A 16,790-nucleotide genomic window follows, 5' to 3' on the forward strand; every position below is an offset into this window, starting at 1 on the left:
TTAAAGGCTATCAATTTTTGCAGAAAGTTTGGTTTCAAAATCTGTATCAAAGCCCTCTGCAGCACTTGCAATATTTCCGCTTTTATCTATCAGGTAAAACGTTGGGTATGCTGATACCTTAAAGTTTTCTGCAACTTGCTTCCCATTAAGTAGTATTGAATAGTTAATATTATTTTTTTTGGCAAAGCGTGCTACAGATTCCTTAGTATCAGCTACATTAACAGTAATTATCTGAACATTGTCGCCTTTATATCTTTCATGCAATTTGTTAAGCATGGGTATGGAAAGCATACATGCTGCACAGGCATTAAAAGAAAAATCAATCAGGATTACTTTATTTCTGAGCGACTGGCTTGATATTGTGTTTCCTTGCAGATCTTTTAGTTGCCAGCCAGGCGCTTTAGTGCCTGCCATGATCAGCTCAGCCTTTTTAGCAGGTTTAAAATTTACAGGTATGGTAAAAGAGGCTATATCTGTAAAAAGTTTGTTGTTTACCCTATAGCCCGAGTAGCTATCCTCATTGATCATAACCGAAACTTGCGTGCCCATTATATCCCCCTTTCCAAATACCCCCTGCAAGTACTGTCTTACAAAAACCGGGAGATAAGTAGTTTTACTTAAATAAAAATCATGCACTTCTTTTGCAGGTAACGAGTCGAGCATTACCAAGCTGATGTAGTAACAAGCGGTTTTATTGATCATTGTGTCAGCCAGCTTTAAAACTCGTTGCGGGCCTCTGTTTAAGCATTGCTTAATAAAATGTGCCCAATAATATGGTGTATGCCATCCTATCTGCTTCGGCCCGTTGCTTATCTCGTAAGTTTTATTGGTCAGATCAAGGTCTATACTGGCCGAACCGTTATAAATGTTTTGATAACCTCTCTCGTCTTTTATATTGTAAAGCCCGTTTTGCCCGGTTGTGGCAGGGCTTGTTATGGCATTAAGCTTAAAAGAGCTCCAATCGCTGCTGAAGGGGTTTTTCTGCTTACTGATCTGTTCGTAGCTTATATTTTTATAACTATTTATTTTAGCGACAGCAGTATTTAACAAAGCTATCTGCGCATTAATACTGTTGCAGATAACAGTCTGCAGAATAATTAAGGAAAGTAACATCTTTCTCATACGCTAAAGGTAAGCATTGCAGCGGTAGTTTAAACAGCTATCAATTAAATACTACCGTATCAATTGCTAATATTTTTAGAAAGCTTATCTTTGTTGTTGATATGATAAGTGCGGGTACCGCTTTTCGTTTTTTAGAACAGGATCTTTTGCTATTGCCCCAAAAGGCCATATACTGGGCGCAGGAGAAGGCGCTTATTGTAGCCGATGTTCACTTCGGCAAGGTGGGGCATTTTCGCAAAGCCGGTATTGCTATACCTCGGAATATGGAGCAGGACGACCTGGCACTGCTGTCTGACCTTATTTATGAGCATCAGCCTGAAAAGATCATTTTCCTTGGCGATCTGTTTCATAGCGATATGAATAACGACTGGGATTGGTTTGTGCTATGGCGCAGCCAGTTCCCAAAGCTGGAGATTATCCTGATCAAAGGCAACCACGATATTATCAGCGATAAGCATTACACCTCGCTTGGTGTCATTCTTCACCAGCAGCTTTCCATAGGGCCATTTTTAATGCTGCATCACCCGCTAACTGACCCTAACGAACAAGCAGACGGCGGCTATGTGCTATGCGGACACCTTCATCCGGGCGTTAGCCTGGTAGGGCGTGGCAGGCAAAGCGTAACACTGCCCTGCTTTACCTTTGGCAAACATCAGGCAATATTACCCTCGTTCGGTAAGTTTACTGGTAAGGTGGCCATCCTGAGCCGGAAAAGCGACAAAGTTTTTGGCGTACTTAAAGATAAAGTGGTTGCCATCAGTTAGCACCATTAAACACAAACTATTCGGGGAGTAAAAAGTTATTTATCTGACTAACATGGTTAGATAATATGCCCTATCAATCAAAACAAGCAGCTACACCTATAATATTTGGCGCCGAAGTTTTTATAGAGCCCGGCCAGTCTGAAGAAGAAATTGACCTTTGGTTTCGCCGGTTACACGAGGTTGGTATGCGCGTTACCCGTATCCGTTTGTTTGAAAGTTACATGCGCAAAACAGATGGAACCTGGGATTATAGCTTATTTGATGTAGCTTATAAATCTGCTGAAAAGTATAATATAAAAGTTTACGGTAACTTGTTTCCGTCGACCATATTTACCGATCTGGGCGGGTTAAAATTCCCGAAGGATGCCGAAAATCTGCAAACCATATCACGGTACATAGCAAACGTGGTAAGCCATTTTAAACACTTCAGCTCATGTTATGGCTGGGTGCCGGTAAATGAACCCGGGACAGGCAGCTTTCCACGCGAGCAGTTTGCTACCAACAAGTATATGGAGTGGAAAGCACAACAGCAAAAGGTAGCTTACGATAGCGGCGGCTATGACCGGTTTGACTTTGCCGATGAACGTTTTCATCTTTTTTATAACACCTGGTTTTTGCAATGGCTTACCGATGAAATTCATAAGTATGATCCGGATAGTATCATACACGTAAATAACCATGCTATATTCAGGAATGTAGCCGAGTATGACTTCCCGTCATGGCGCAGCTTTTTAACCAGTTTGGGCGGCTCCGCGCACGCCAGCTGGCACTTTGGCTATTTCAACAGGCCTCAATATGCTTTGGCTGTAGCAGCTAATTGCGAGATACTCCGTTCAGGCGCTGGTGAAATACCATGGTTCATGACCGAGCTTCAGGGGGGCAATAACACATATAGTGGCTTTTTGGCGCTATGCCCTACAAAGCATGAAATAGCGCAATGGTTATGGACCGCCATCGGATCGGAAAGTAAGGGAGCTATCTTTTGGTGCCTTAATCCCCGATCCTCAGGTATCGAGGCGGGTGAATGGGCCATGCTCAACTACCACAATGAGCCTTCAGATCGTTTAAAAGCAGCTGCTAAAATAATACAGGTAGTTAACGATCACACGGGTTTTTTTGAAGATGCTGCAGAAGTTGAATCGGGCATTAATATTTTATATACACGCGAGTCGCTTTGGATTGAAAAGACCCTGCAAATGGGCGGCCAGAGCTATGAAGGACGCGATGAAGGCGGTGTTATGAAATCGGCAATAGCTTACTTTGAATGCCTTGCCGAAGCTGGGATTCAGGCCAATTTCAAGGAAATAAGCGAGTTTGATTTTGAAAAAGATAGTTTTCAAGGCAAAGTGATCATACTTGCCCATCAAATATCCATACCATCCAAATACTGGCCTTTACTGCATGCGTTTGTACAAAACGGCGGTACTTTGATAGCCGACGGCCTGGCCGGTTACTACGACGAAAACGCCGTTGCAACTACACGGCTTGGCTTTCCGCTCCGGCCGGTTTTTGGTGCAGATGTTTTGGAGTATAAGGCGATTGACGAAACACATGAACTGGTTGTAGGTGGCGTTACCCTGCCTGCGCATCAATGGTGGGGTATATTAAAGCCAACCACCGCCAGCGCGGAATGTGTTATGGACGGCGATACCTATGCAGTTAAAAATGCTATCGCCCAGGGTACGACCTGGTGGCTCCCCTCAATGATAGGCTTAGGCAGCCGCCTGATGAATAACTACAGGCAACTGAATTTATTTCTGAAAAAAGCTATTAATTTTAACGAGCTTAACCTGCCCTTTGCTTTTGACATACCGCAGCCGGGTTTGTTTATGAAAGTACTGCAACACAAAAAACAGTGGGTAACTATCATCATCAATAAATCGGGCAACAGGCAGGATGTGAATTTAAAACTTGCCGATCCTGCTCTACAGCCTATGATACTATATGCTGATAAAGGCGGAAAAGCAGGCATCAATCACATCGCTATCGAGGCTGAGGAAACTTTGGTGGTAAAGTGGCTTAGTTAGTCATCTTTCTTTCTTTTTTGCTTTTCTGGCCTCAAATAACTCCTGGTCTTCCTGTATCCTGAATTGTGTAATACGTGTCACCAGTTCAAGGGGTAAGGGCTTATTAAGCGGAAATTGAATAGCGCCTTTAGAAGTTTTGTAATTTTCAAGTTCGTTTTTGAATATTGCAATGGCATTAGCTCCCGGGTAAAAGCCTATGTGTTTGCTCTGGGCGGCAAAATATACCAGCACACCATGTTGTTTGTAGCCGGGCATACCATAACTGATCACTTCTGTTGCATCAGGTGCCGCAGCCTTTATCGTCTGCCGCATTTGTTTAAGCAATTGCTGAACATCTTTGTCAAAACTTGCTATATACTCGTCGGCGTTGTTAGGCTTTTGCATCATGATAAACTGGTTTATAATCAAATATAATATTTGTTACCGTATTAGTTTGCTTGTTCGTTACTCAGCAGGTTGTATTAATTTGTTCGGATACTTATTGCACATTTAAACTAATTTTTCATATTTGTTTAAATTTTTTACCTTATAAGAATATTGCGCCTGTGAATATTGATGTGACCAACTGCGATAAAGAACCAATCCACATACCCGGAAAAATTCAATCTCATGGTTTTTTGATCGTTATAGATGCCAACGGGTACATTAAGTATCATAGCGAAAATATCGTAAATTATCTAAATGATTTACCAGCAAATCTATTGGGTACTCATATCAGTACTATCGAACCCATTATTGGTAAAAACGAACCGCCTAACTTTATCAACCACCTCATTACCTTAGGTAAATCAAACGGTTTTGAACAAACTAATCCGTTTAACACCGACCTGAGGGGACGACCTTTTCACCTGATCATTTCCCAGTCTGCAGATTATTATTTGCTTGAATTTGAGTCGGCACGGTCTGATAGCAATACAGATGTGCAACGCACTATTGGCCGGTCGATATCTGAAATGCTGGTTGATAAAAACCTGCAAAACCTGTTAAACAATAGTGCAATACAGGTAAAGAATGTGATTGGTTACGACAGGGTGATGGTATACCGTTTTGCCGAAGACGGGCACGGCGAAGTAATTGCCGAAGCGCGTAACGCCGAGCTTCCGTCATGGCTCGGGTTACATTACCCTGCATCAGATATCCCGAAACAGGCCAGGGAGCTTTACAAAAAAAGCCTGACCCGCCTTATCGTCGATGTAAATGCAGAACCGAGTGCTATAATAACTGACGCTGATAATACGCAGGTGCTTGATCTTACCGACTCCCAACTTAGAGCTGTTTCACCCATACATATCCAATACTTGAAAAATATGGGTGTCGCGTCAAGCTTTAGCATCTCGCTGATCTACAAGCAAGAGCTATGGGGATTGATAGCCTGCCATAACTATAGCCCTCGATATATCGATTTTCGCTCGCGCGAGTCGGCTAAATTGATAGGGCAGATATTATCATCGGCCCTTGAATTCAGGCAGGACGAAGAGAACCAGCAGGTTATGGACAGATATAAGAGCGCGGTTGACCAGCTTAGCCGGCTGATGCTGAAAGATAGCAGCATTGAGTTTGCCCTTACCGCGCATGATATTTCTGTACTTGATGTTGTAGATGCAGGCGGCGCAGTGCTTATGCTCGAAGAAAACGTCATCAAAATTGGTGAAACGCCCAATGATGATCAGTTAAAAGAACTGGTGAACTGGACGAAAGCAAATGTCATCGATTCTCTTTATTATACTAATCGGTTATCAGGTATTTATTCTGCTGCTGAGGCTTACAAAGACGTGGCTTCGGGCGTAATGATCTCTACCCTTTCGCGTGAACTGGACGAGTATGTGTTTTGGTTCAAGCCAGAACAGTTAGAAGTAGTGAAATGGGCAGGTAATCCTGAAAAGCCGGTAGAAACGGATGTTGAAGGCAACCGCATTTTATCGCCCAGAAATTCGTTTGAAGAGTGGTCGCAAACGGTGACGGCGACATCGGCAAACTGGACTAACGAGGAAATAAAATCTGTGATACGCCTTCGCAGCGAAATTGCCTACGCGCTTAACCAAAAAGCAGGTGCTATACGCCTCCTGAACGAAAAGTTAAAGCAAGCCTATGAGGAGTTGGATACGTTTAGTTTTACCATATCGCACGACCTTAAAAACCCTATATCTGCCATAAAGAGCTACGCCCAGATATTAATGCGCGATAAGGAGCTTAAGCCCCAGGCCATGAAAGCGCTGGAGCGTATTAACGCAGGTGCCGATAAAATGAATAACATGATACAGGAGGTACTTGAGTATTCGCGCATTGGCCGTTCGGAACTAATACTGTCTGATCTTGATCCGACTTCGATGATTGCCGAGCATGTACGTGAGTTGTCCCTGATATATGAAGTTGATCCTGCCGTTGTAACTATACGTAATACGCCGCCTATAAAAGGCGACCCTGTTATGGTGTCGCAGGTTTTCGCTAACGTTATAAGTAATGCTATCAAATACTCTAAAAAAGCCAGCCCGCAACAAATTGTTATTGATGCTACTGTAGATGACCGAGAGGTAGTTTATACCATCAGTGATAATGGGTTAGGGATAGATATTAAACATTTGCCACGCGTTTTCGAGCTGTTTAACCGCATGGACAACGTTGGCGACATTGAAGGTACGGGTGTAGGTTTAGCCATAGTAAAACGCATCATAGAAAAACATCGGGGCAAAATATGGGTAGATAGCGAGCTGGGTAAGGGTAGTACTTTTTATATAGCTTTTAATAAAGCTTAATTCTGCTTAACGGTTTTATTACGGGCAAACCACTCGCCAAACTTCAGGAAGGTTTCGTTTGCAGCTGCAATTACCACAGCCTCCTGCTCAGGGTTGGCAGCTTGCTGGTCCAATACCTGTTTAAATGTTTCCCACATTTGCCCGGTACGGTCGCCGTAACCCGTAAAAAACGAAAGGCCTGCGCCGTTGAGGGCAAGTTGTTGCTCCATCATTTTACTGATGATCTTGCCGCCTAATGTAGAGCCTTCAATCACATATAAGGCCCCAAGCGCTTCCAGGTGGTTTTTTATGCGAGGCAAGGTATCTGAATTAGCTTTTGCCGGTACTGTTTCACCTAAAGCTTTAATATCCTCTGCTATTGATTGAGTTTTGCGCCGGTCGGCGTTATCCGGAAGCAAATCAGGATCAATAGCCTGGTTGATCTGATCTTCAAGCCCGCCAAAATATCCATAGAAGTATTTAAGCAGATCTGCGTAATCTTTCACACCGCTTACGGCTTTTAATTTGCCGATGAGCATTTTCTCTAACTGCTGGTGATTTTCCCTGGTTTCTTCCTTTAATATTTCTGATAGCATGTAATTGAATTCTGGTAGCTCGGTAAAAGTAATTTATAACACATAAAAACTTGCAATGTTCAGATATAATAATTAGCATTGTGTATTACAGACACAATGATATCCATGTCATTAACAACCGATTAACCTAATTATTCTTTATGAAAAGAAACTACCTGCTTTTGCTTGCTCTGCTGCCGGCAATGGCCTCTGCCCAATCTAAATGGACCGAAACGCAAACTGCCGGCTTTAACCTTGTAACCAACAAAGGCGGTAAAACGCTGGCCTATTCACCAGCATCGGGTGTGAAGATACTGACCGTTGATGGCCTGGCTTTTAAAGACCTTAACAAAAATGGCAGGCTGGATAAATATGAGGACTGGCGCTTACCGGTAGATGTACGTGCAAAGGACCTTGCATCAAAACTAAGCGTTGAACAGATTGCCGGGTTAATGCTTTATAGCCGGCACCAAATGATACCCACCATACCGGTAGGGCCATTCGCAGGTACTTACAACGGTAAACCCTTTGCCGAAAGCGGCGCCCAGCCTTTTGATCTGTCAGATCAGCAGAAAGCCTTTCTTGAGAAAGATAACGTTCGCCATGTGTTGATCACCTCGGTGCAAAGCCCTGAAGTTGCGGCAAAGTGGAATAACAATGTACAGGCATTTGCAGAAGGCGTTGGGTTTGGCATACCGGCAAATAACAGTTCCGACCCGCGTAACGGTACCGTTGCAAACGCCGAATATAACGCAGGTGCAGGCGGCTCTATCTCCATGTGGCCAGGCTCGTTAGGCCTGGCTGCTACGTTTGACCCTACAGTTACTCAAAACTTTGGGCACATTGCAGCACAGGAGTATCGTGCGCTGGGTATAGCTACGGCCTTATCGCCACAGGTTGATATAGCTACCGACCCGCGCTGGAACCGTGTGAGCGGCACTTTTGGCGAAAACCCACAATTATCTGCCGATATGGCCAGGGCTTATATCGATGGCTTCCAAACCTCAACAGGCGCGAGCGAAATAAGTGGCGGCTGGGGGTATAACAGCGTAAATGCCATGGTGAAACACTGGCCCGGCGGCGGTGCCGGCGAGGGCGGCCGCGATGCGCATTACGGCTTTGGCAAGTATGCCGTTTATCCAGGTAATAACTTTGATCAGCACCTTATCCCCTTTACACAAGGCGCTTTTAAGCTTGCGGGAAAAACAGGAATGTCTGCCGCGGTAATGCCATATTATACCATCAGCTACAACCAGGATAAAAAGAACCATGAGAATGTAGCTAATAACTATAACAAATACATCATTACCGATTTGCTGCGTAATAAATATCATTATGATGGTGTGGTTTGTACGGATTGGCTGGTAACCGGTGATGAAACGGTTATCAACAGCTTCCTTTCGGGCAAATCATGGGGAATGGAAAAAGCCACGCTTGCCGAGCGGCATTATAAGATTTTGATGGCCGGGGTTGACCAGTTTGGCGGCAATAATGATATGCAGCCGGTGCTGGCCGCTTACCAAATGGGTGTTAAAGAACACGGCCAAGCCTGGATGAGGGAACGTTTTGAGCAATCGGCAGTGCGCTTATTGCGGGGAAGTTTCCGTACGGGCCTGTTTGAGAACCCTTACCTTGATCCTGAAAAAACAAAACAAACCGTAGGTAAGCCTGAATTTATGGATGCCGGCTACCAGGCGCAGCTCAAGTCGATAGTAATGCTGAAGAACAAGGGCGGTGTGTTGCCTTTACAAACCGGTAAAACTGTTTATGTGCCTAAAAAGTACACGCCTGCCGGCAAAAACTTTTTGGGCATACCTTACCCCGAAAAATTAGAGTATCCGGTGGACCTGAACATCGTTAAAAAGTATTTTAAAGTAACCGAAAACCCGGATGAAGCAGATTATGCCTTGGTATTCATCATCAGCCCTATAGGACATGGGGGCTATAGCGAGGATGACGTTAAAAGCGGCGGCAATGGCTATCTGCCTATCTCGCTTCAGTATGGTAAATATACCGCCGAAACCGCCCGTGCAACCAGTATAGCAGGCGGCGACCCATTGGAAAACTTTACTAATCGCGGTTATAAGGGCAAATCAGAAACATCAACCAACGTAACGGATTTGGCTATGGTAAATGATACCTACGCTAAAATGAAAGGTAAACCTGTTATCGTATCTGTCAACATTAATAACCCAATGGTATTTTCCGAGTTTGAGAAAAATACCAGCGCCATTATTGCAGATTTTGGCGTACAGGGGCAGGCCAGCCTGGATATCTTGACCGGAAAGGCCGAGCCATCGGCTTTACTGCCATTGCAAATGCCTGCAGATATGCTGACCGTAGAAGCGCAATACGAGGACGTACCGCTGGACATGAAATGCTATACCGACTCGGAAGGCCACATTTATGATTTTGGCTATGGCTTGAACTGGAAGGGAATTATAAAAGATGCAAGGACAGTAAAATATAATAAAGTTGCTGTAAAACCTTAACTTGTGTTGTGGTAAAAGCTAAGCCTATGAAACGCTTATTTATTTTATTGGCAATAACCCTTACGGTAAATGTTAATGCCCAACCAAACATTGATATGGTGCAAACCGATGCCGGTAAAATATCAGGCACCTTAAGCAACGATGGCGGCGTACACATCTTTAAAGGCATTCCATTTGCGGCACCACCCGTAGGCGAATTGCGCTGGAAAGCGCCGCAGCCTGTTAGCCATTGGGACGGTGTAAAAGCATGTAAGGAATTTGCCAAAAGCCCCATTCAGGGAAAACCGAATGAGTTTGGCGTTTACACCCGCGAATTTTTAATAAAAGATGAACCCCTGAGTGAGGATTGCCTGTACCTGAATGTTTGGACAGGCGCTAAATCTGCTACAGAAAAGCGTGCCGTACTCGTATGGATATATGGTGGCGGCTTTGTAAGCGGCGGCACCAATGTGCCTATCTATGATGGCGAAGCATTGGCCAAAAAGGGGGTTATCCTGGTAAGCATTCCATACAGGGTTGGAATATTAGGCTTTTTTGCGCACCCGGAACTTACCAAAGAATCACCAGAACATACATCGGGTAACTATGGCCTGATGGACCTGATAGCCGGGCTTAAATGGATACAAAACAATATTGCGGCTTTCGGCGGCGACCCGGCCAATGTTACTATTGCAGGGCAGTCGGCCGGCTCAATGAGTGTAAATAGTTTGGTTGCCTCGCCATTGGCTAAAGGGTTGTTCAACAAAGCCATTGCCGAGAGTGGCGCAAATTTCATTAACGGGCCGTTTGGCAGCACTACTCTAAAGCAGGCAGAGGCAGGCGGCGTGGAAACAGCTCAAAAGTTAGGTGCCCGGTCCTTAACAGAACTACGTAAGCTGCCTGCCCGGGAGCTGCTAAAGCAATTTGGCGGTCGGCCTATTGTTGATGGTTATGTTTTACCTCAAAGCGTGGCTGATATTTTTGCTGCAGGCAAGGAAAACCCTGTATCCCTTTTAACCGGCTGGAATGAGGACGATGCCTTTTTTGATCAGTTAAAAAGTGCGAATGAATATAAAGCGGCAGCAACAAAAGAATATGGCACAAAAGCCGGCGAGCTTTTAAAATTGTATCCTGCTGGCAGTGATGGTGAAGCCAGGCGTTCGCAGATCCGCATACTGCGCGACAGGATGTTCGGCATGCAAAATTATACCTGGGCAAATATACAATCAGCTAAAGGCCGAAAGGTTTATGTGTACCGCTTTACACGCCGCATGCCGGCAACCGCCGATTTTGTAAAATACGGGGCCTTCCATACCGCCGAGGTACCATACGTTTTCAATAATCTTAAATTCGTGAACCGCCCGTTTGAACGGGTAGATCATCAACTGGCAGATGCGGCATCATCCTATTGGGTTAACTTTGCAAAAAACGGTAACCCTAACGGGCCCGGTTTGCCCAACTGGCCGGCTTACACTACAGGAGCCAAACAAATAATGCTTTTAGGTGATAAGCCCATGGCTGTGCCGTTACCAGATAGGGCTGCGCTTGATTTTATGGTGAATGTGACAGGTAAATAATTGCTTACCCTCAATTGTTGGGTGTTAAATAATCATCTTTCATGAAACCTTCTATAATATTGACAGTAAGTATTATTTGTATGTTAATTGCCTTTGTGTCAAAGGCACAAACCATTAACCCGGATTTACTTAAAAAACAGTGGAAGGCGCAATGGATAGCTGCAGTTAACGAACCGGGTAAGGCTTATGGCGTTTATCATTTTCGCAAAAGCTTTGAACTGCCGGCTAAACCTGTAAAATTCATTATTCATGTTTCTGCCGATAATCGGTATAAATTATATGTGAACGGGAAACTGGTTTCGTTAGGCCCGGCACGAGGCGATACTTACTACTGGAACTTTGAAACCGTTGATATTGCTCCCCATCTCAACAAGGGTAAAAATATAATAGCGGCACTGGTGTGGAATGAGGGTGATGACCGGCCGGAAGCGCAGATAACAGAGCGCACCGCGTTCATATTGCAAGGCGATACCGAAGACGAAAGCATAGTTAATACTGATAACAGGTGGAAAGCAGTAAAGGATAGCGCCTACCGGCCACTTACCGGTGTTGGCTATTCCACCTATTATGTTGCCGGCCCGGGCGAAATGGTAGATATGCATCAGGTACTGAAGGATTGGTTATTGGCAGATTATAACGATGATGAATGGAGGCCGGCACAAAAAATTGATAACGGCAATCCAAAGGGTATAAGAAATGCCTTTGGCTGGATGCTGGTGCCATCTGCCATACCCCAAATGGAATTAACAATGCAGCGTATTGCCAAGCTTCGCTGGTCAAAAGGTATTAACATACCTGCAGGGTTTCCGATTAAAAAAGCTGCCCTCACCATTCCGGCGAATACAAAAGCATCATTATTGCTCGATCAGTCATTTCTGACCAATGCTTACCTTACTGTAAGCATGAGCGGCGGCAATAATGCAGGTATTTCTTTTACTTATTGCGAGTCGCCCATGGTAAATACAGGCAATACCTATCAAATAATTAAACCTAACCGTAATGATGTTGACGGGTATAAGTTTGCCGGCCGAAAGGATAGCATAATTGCCGACGGCTCATTAAACCAAACTTTTACAACACTCGCATTTCGCACTTTCAGATATATTTTCGTAAATATTATCACAAATGATGAGCCGCTTACCGTTAATGATATTTACGGCACTTTTACCGGTTATCCGTTTAAAATGAACGCGAAGCTGCAAACCGGCGATGCAGAAACACAGCAGATATTGGATATTGGCTGGCGAACAGCACGTTTGTGCGCAGCAGAAACGTATTTTGATTGCCCATACTACGAGCAATTGCAGTACATTGGTGATGGCCGTATACAGGCGCTGATTTCCTATTACAATGCCGGTGACGGCCGGCTTGCACGTAACGCAATTAACCTGATAGACCACTCGCGGATAGCAGAAGGCATTACATTAAGCAGGCACCCGTCTTACAGTCCGCAAATCATCACCACCTTTTCCCTGTGGTATATCGGTATGCTGCATGATTACTGGATGTACCGTAATGATGCAGCATTTGTAAAAGAAAAGCTGGAAGGTGTACAACAGATATTATCCTTTTTCAGTAAATACCAGCAAGCGGATGGCTCTTTAAAAAACTTGCCCTACTGGACATTTGCAGACTGGGTTAATGCAAAAGGCTGGGACTTTGGCGAAGGCCCTAAAGATACCGAGGGCACATCTGCTATACTTGATATGCAATTGCTTTGGGCGTACGGGCAGGCTGCCGAAATGGAGTCTCTGTTAGGTAGTACTTTCTTTGCTGAGATGTACCGGCAAAAAGCAGCTCGCCTAAAAGCAACCATACAAAAAAAATACTGGGATGCATCTAAAATGCTATATGCTGATACTAAAGAAAAAATTACGTACTCGCAGCATGCCAATGCCTTGGCAATATTAAGCGGCGTTGTAAATGGCCCGGCTGCCACGGCAATAGCTCAAAAGCTGGAGAATGATGCCACGCTGGTAAAATCTACCATCTACTTTAAATACTATGTGCACCAGGCAATGATAAAAGGCGGCCTTGGAAATAATTATGTAAAATGGCTGGATATCTGGCGGGCCAACATACAAATGGGATTAACCACCTGGGCCGAAATATCCGATCTGAAGCATAACCGTTCTGATTGCCATGCCTGGGGCGCAAGCCCTAATATCGAGTTTTACCGCACCGTTATAGGTATTGATAGCCATGCTCCCGGCTTCAGTAAGATAAAGATCGAGCCACATTTAGGCGCACTTAAAAAAGCCTGGGGTGAGATACCGCATCCAAACGGGAAGGTCATAGCAAGTTACCTTGAAAAGAATGGCAAATGGTTTATAAACATCGATCTTCCGGTTAGAACCGACGGCATCTTTATTTGGAAAGGCAAAAGCTATCCGCTAAAAAGCGGCCGTAATGCATTAACCATCTAAATTGTAAGGTTATTGCAATGTCATAAAAGATCTTTATTAAAACTCATTGAAGTGAATTGAGTTTTAATTATAACTTATTGTATACATATTAACATCCAGATTACAATATTGTAACCGGTTTGCATTTTATTTGATGCTGAATATTATAGCTAAATAATATTTATTTGTTATTTAAAATATGATATTTACAGCGGAAACCTGTTTATACATCTAACATATCCCGGGTAAATGAAAAATACACCATCCGACCTGAGAATACTTTCTGTTGATATCGGCGGCTCGAGCGTAAAAGCTACCATTTTGGATAGTAAAGGTAATCTTACCATGGATTATCAAAAAGTTGCTACTCCAAAGCCTGCGAACCCCGATAACATAGTAAAGGCTATTAAAACACTTGTAAAAGACTATCCCGAATACGACAGGATATCGGTAGGCTTTCCGGGCTATGTGCGGAATGGCATCGTCAAAACAGCTCCTAACCTGGGCACCGATTTTTGGGCCGATGTAAACTTTGCCAATCAGCTTAAAAAAGCCTTAAGCAAAGAAACAAAAGTGGTTAATGATGCTGACATGCAAGGTCTTGGTGTTGTAAATGGCAAGGGGCTGGAAATGGTGATAACCCTGGGGACAGGTTTTGGCACCGCGCTTTTAATGGATGGGCATTTGTTGCCGCATTTGGAGGTTTCGCACCACCCCGTATCAAAAGGGCGTGATTACGACCAGTATATTGGCGACAAGGCGCTTGACGAAATAGGCGAGAAAAAGTGGAACCGGCGTATAAAAAAGGTTTTTAAAATTTTAAAAACCGTATTTAACTATGACTATTTATATATAGGCGGGGGCAACTCCGACCTGCTTGATTTTAAGCTGGACGATAACATGAAAATAGTAACCAATGCTGATGGCATTAAAGGCGGGGCGAAATTGTGGCAGGAAGACCAGCACCCGGTTACCCATACTGCAATGGCAACCCCAACCAAATAATATTTTTTTCTCTATTTACTCACAACAATGGAAAAACCAAACGAAGAACTGGAAAATTTAGCGATAAATACCGTAAGGATACTTTCGGCAGATGCAGTACAAAAAGCAAACTCGGGCCACCCTGGTACAGCTATGGCCCTGGCGCCAATGGGCCACGTATTGTGGAGTAAGTTTTTAAACTATAACCCTAAAAACCCTGATTTCGCGAACCGCGACAGGTTTATTTTATCTGCAGGCCACGCTTGTATATTGCAATACAGCTTTTTGTATTTAACCGGTTATGACCTGTCTCTGGATGATATCAAACAATTTAGGCAACTTAACAGCAAAACCGCAGGCCACCCAGAGTATGGGTTGGCACCGGGTGTAGACGTTACCACCGGCCCTCTTGGGCAGGGATTTGCCAACGGCGTTGGTTTTGCTATAGCACAGAAACATTTAGCTGCCCGCTATAATAAGCCCGGCTTTGATCTGTTTAATTACAAGATATATTCTATAGTTAGTGATGGCGACATGATGGAAGGCGTTACCTCAGAGGCAGCCTCACTGGCCGGTCACCTGGAGCTGGGTAACCTGATCTACCTTTACGATGATAATCACATTTCTATTGAAGGTAACACAGATATCGCTTTTAATGAGGATGTAAGCGCGCGCTTCAGGGCGTATGGCTGGCATGTGCAGGACCTGCCCGATGTTAATGATACCCATGCTTTAGAGCTTGCATTAATAAACGCTAAAGCCGAAACGCAAAAACCATCATTGATACGTGTACGCTCGCTGATTGCTTACGGCAGCCCTAATAAATCGGGTACGGCGGGTTCACATGGTTCGCCGCTTGGCCCGGATGAGGTAAAGCTGGTTAAAAAGTTTTTCGGCTTTGATCCGGAAAAATCATTTAACGTACCTGATGAGGTATTGAAATACTACCATGACAGGGGTGCACGCGGTATTAAGTACGAAGAAAAATGGAACGAACTTTTTGCTAAATACAAAGAGAAGTATCCGGAACTGGCTGCAGAATATGAAGCTGCCTTTAAGGGCGAACTGCCGCAGGGATGGGCAGATAAGCTGCCGACTTTCAAAGCGTCAGACCCTAAAATGGCAACCCGCCAGGCATCAGGCAAAGTATTGAATGCTGTTGCTCAAAGCCTGCCCAACTTATTGGGCGGTGCGGCCGATTTAGCCCCATCAACAGAAACCAACTTAAAAGAATTTGATTCTTTTACTTCTGAAAACCGTAACGGCCGCAATTTTCACTTTGGTATTCGCGAGCATGCAATGGGTTCTATACTTAATGGTATGGCTTTAACAAAAGGCTTACTGCCATTTGGCGCTACCTTCCTGCAATTTGCAGATTATATGCGCCCGCCGATCCGTTTGGCTGCCATCATGAAGATCAGCCCGATATTTGTTTATACGCATGACAGTATTGGCCTTGGCGAGGATGGTACTACCCACCAGCCTGTTGAGCACCTGGCATCACTGCGGGCTATTCCAAACGTAACGGTTATCCGTCCGGCAGATGCCAACGAAACCTCTTACGCCTGGAAGGTAGCTATCGAGAAAAAAGGCGGCCCTACTGTACTGGTATTTACCCGCCAGGCATTGCCAATTTTAGATCAGGACAAATATGGTAAAGCTGCCGATCTGGAAAAAGGCGCCTATGTAGTTTCAAAAGAAAGCGGTAATGCTGACCTGATCTTATTAGCAACAGGTTCAGAAGTTTCACTGGCCTTACAGGCGCAGGAAAAACTGGAAGCAGATGGCATTTCAACCCGTGTGGTAAGCATGCCGTCATGGGAGCTGTTTGAAAAACAGGATGCCGATTACAAAGAAAGCGTATTACCTAAAGCAAGCAAAAAACGTTTGGCTATTGAAATGGCCTCACCAATGGGCTGGCACAAATACACAACAGACGAAGGCGATATGCTTGGCATGACCACCTTTGGCGAATCAGCGCCTGCCGACGACCTGTACAAGCATTTTGGCTTTACAGTTGAGAATGTAGTTGCTAAAGCTAAAGCGCTTTTGAGCTAAGATTTGAGATATGAGATTTGGGATATGAGACAGTTTAAGTCTTATATCTCGAATCATTTTAAGGAATAAAGATAA

Annotated in this window: 11 protein-coding genes; 8 read left to right on the forward strand and 3 right to left on the reverse strand. The window is 44.3% G+C overall.

What is annotated here, in order from left to right:
- Window positions 1–1,122, reverse strand: coding sequence for a TlpA family protein disulfide reductase (locus ACFQZX_RS19105; RefSeq protein ID WP_377118439.1), 1,122 nt, complete (start codon window positions 1,120–1,122; stop codon window positions 1–3).
- A 101-nt stretch (window positions 1,123–1,223) separates the two neighbouring features.
- On the opposite strand from ACFQZX_RS19105, the gene pdeM reads away from it, so the two are divergent.
- Window positions 1,224–1,886 carry a ligase-associated DNA damage response endonuclease PdeM gene (pdeM, locus tag ACFQZX_RS19110; RefSeq protein WP_377118442.1) on the forward strand — a complete coding sequence of 221 codons (663 nt, stop codon included), beginning with the start codon at window positions 1,224–1,226 and terminating at the stop codon, window positions 1,884–1,886.
- Window positions 1,887–1,951: 65 nt separating this feature from the next.
- Window positions 1,952–3,913 (forward strand): beta-galactosidase trimerization domain-containing protein, encoded by a 1,962-nt coding sequence (locus ACFQZX_RS19115; RefSeq protein WP_377118444.1) that lies wholly within the window; start codon window positions 1,952–1,954, stop codon window positions 3,911–3,913.
- On the opposite strand, the gene ACFQZX_RS19120 is transcribed toward ACFQZX_RS19115, so the two are convergent.
- Window positions 3,914–4,300, reverse strand: a complete 387-nt coding sequence (locus tag ACFQZX_RS19120; RefSeq protein WP_377118446.1) for an iron chaperone — start codon at window positions 4,298–4,300, stop codon at window positions 3,914–3,916.
- Between the two features lie 158 nt (window positions 4,301–4,458).
- Between ACFQZX_RS19120 and ACFQZX_RS19125 the strand changes: the two genes are divergently transcribed.
- Window positions 4,459–6,666 carry an ATP-binding protein gene (locus ACFQZX_RS19125; RefSeq protein WP_377118448.1) on the forward strand — a complete coding sequence of 736 codons (2,208 nt, stop codon included), beginning with the start codon at window positions 4,459–4,461 and terminating at the stop codon, window positions 6,664–6,666.
- Here the strand turns inward: ACFQZX_RS19125 and ACFQZX_RS19130 are convergent.
- Window positions 6,663–7,241, reverse strand: coding sequence for a biliverdin-producing heme oxygenase (locus ACFQZX_RS19130; RefSeq protein WP_377118450.1), 579 nt, complete (start codon window positions 7,239–7,241; stop codon window positions 6,663–6,665). The two genes, ACFQZX_RS19125 and ACFQZX_RS19130, sit on opposite strands and share 4 nt — an antisense overlap.
- Window positions 7,242–7,381: 140 nt before the next feature.
- Between ACFQZX_RS19130 and ACFQZX_RS19135 the strand changes: the two genes are divergently transcribed.
- The 5 genes from ACFQZX_RS19135 (at window position 7,382) to tkt (ending at window position 16,715) form a co-directional block, all read left to right on the forward strand.
- The gene (locus ACFQZX_RS19135) at window positions 7,382–9,712 is read left to right on the forward strand and encodes a glycoside hydrolase family 3 protein (RefSeq protein WP_377118452.1); all 2,331 of its coding nucleotides are present in this window, start codon (window positions 7,382–7,384) and stop codon (window positions 9,710–9,712) included.
- Window positions 9,713–9,738: 26 nt separating this feature from the next.
- Window positions 9,739–11,268 (forward strand): carboxylesterase/lipase family protein, encoded by a 1,530-nt coding sequence (locus ACFQZX_RS19140; RefSeq protein WP_377118454.1) that lies wholly within the window; start codon window positions 9,739–9,741, stop codon window positions 11,266–11,268.
- Between the two features lie 41 nt (window positions 11,269–11,309).
- The gene (locus ACFQZX_RS19145; protein WP_377118456.1) at window positions 11,310–13,694 is read left to right on the forward strand and encodes an alpha-L-rhamnosidase-related protein; all 2,385 of its coding nucleotides are present in this window, start codon (window positions 11,310–11,312) and stop codon (window positions 13,692–13,694) included.
- 228 nt (window positions 13,695–13,922) lie between these two features.
- Window positions 13,923–14,678 carry an ROK family protein gene (locus ACFQZX_RS19150; protein WP_377118458.1) on the forward strand — a complete coding sequence of 252 codons (756 nt, stop codon included), beginning with the start codon at window positions 13,923–13,925 and terminating at the stop codon, window positions 14,676–14,678.
- A gap of 27 nt (window positions 14,679–14,705) precedes the next feature.
- Window positions 14,706–16,715 (forward strand): transketolase, encoded by a 2,010-nt coding sequence (gene tkt, locus ACFQZX_RS19155; protein ID WP_377118460.1) that lies wholly within the window; start codon window positions 14,706–14,708, stop codon window positions 16,713–16,715.
- Window positions 16,716–16,790: the final 75 nt, after the last annotated feature.

Origin of the sequence: Mucilaginibacter litoreus (genome assembly GCF_042676805.1) — a bacterium.
Classification (GTDB): domain Bacteria; phylum Bacteroidota; class Bacteroidia; order Sphingobacteriales; family Sphingobacteriaceae; genus Mucilaginibacter; species Mucilaginibacter litoreus.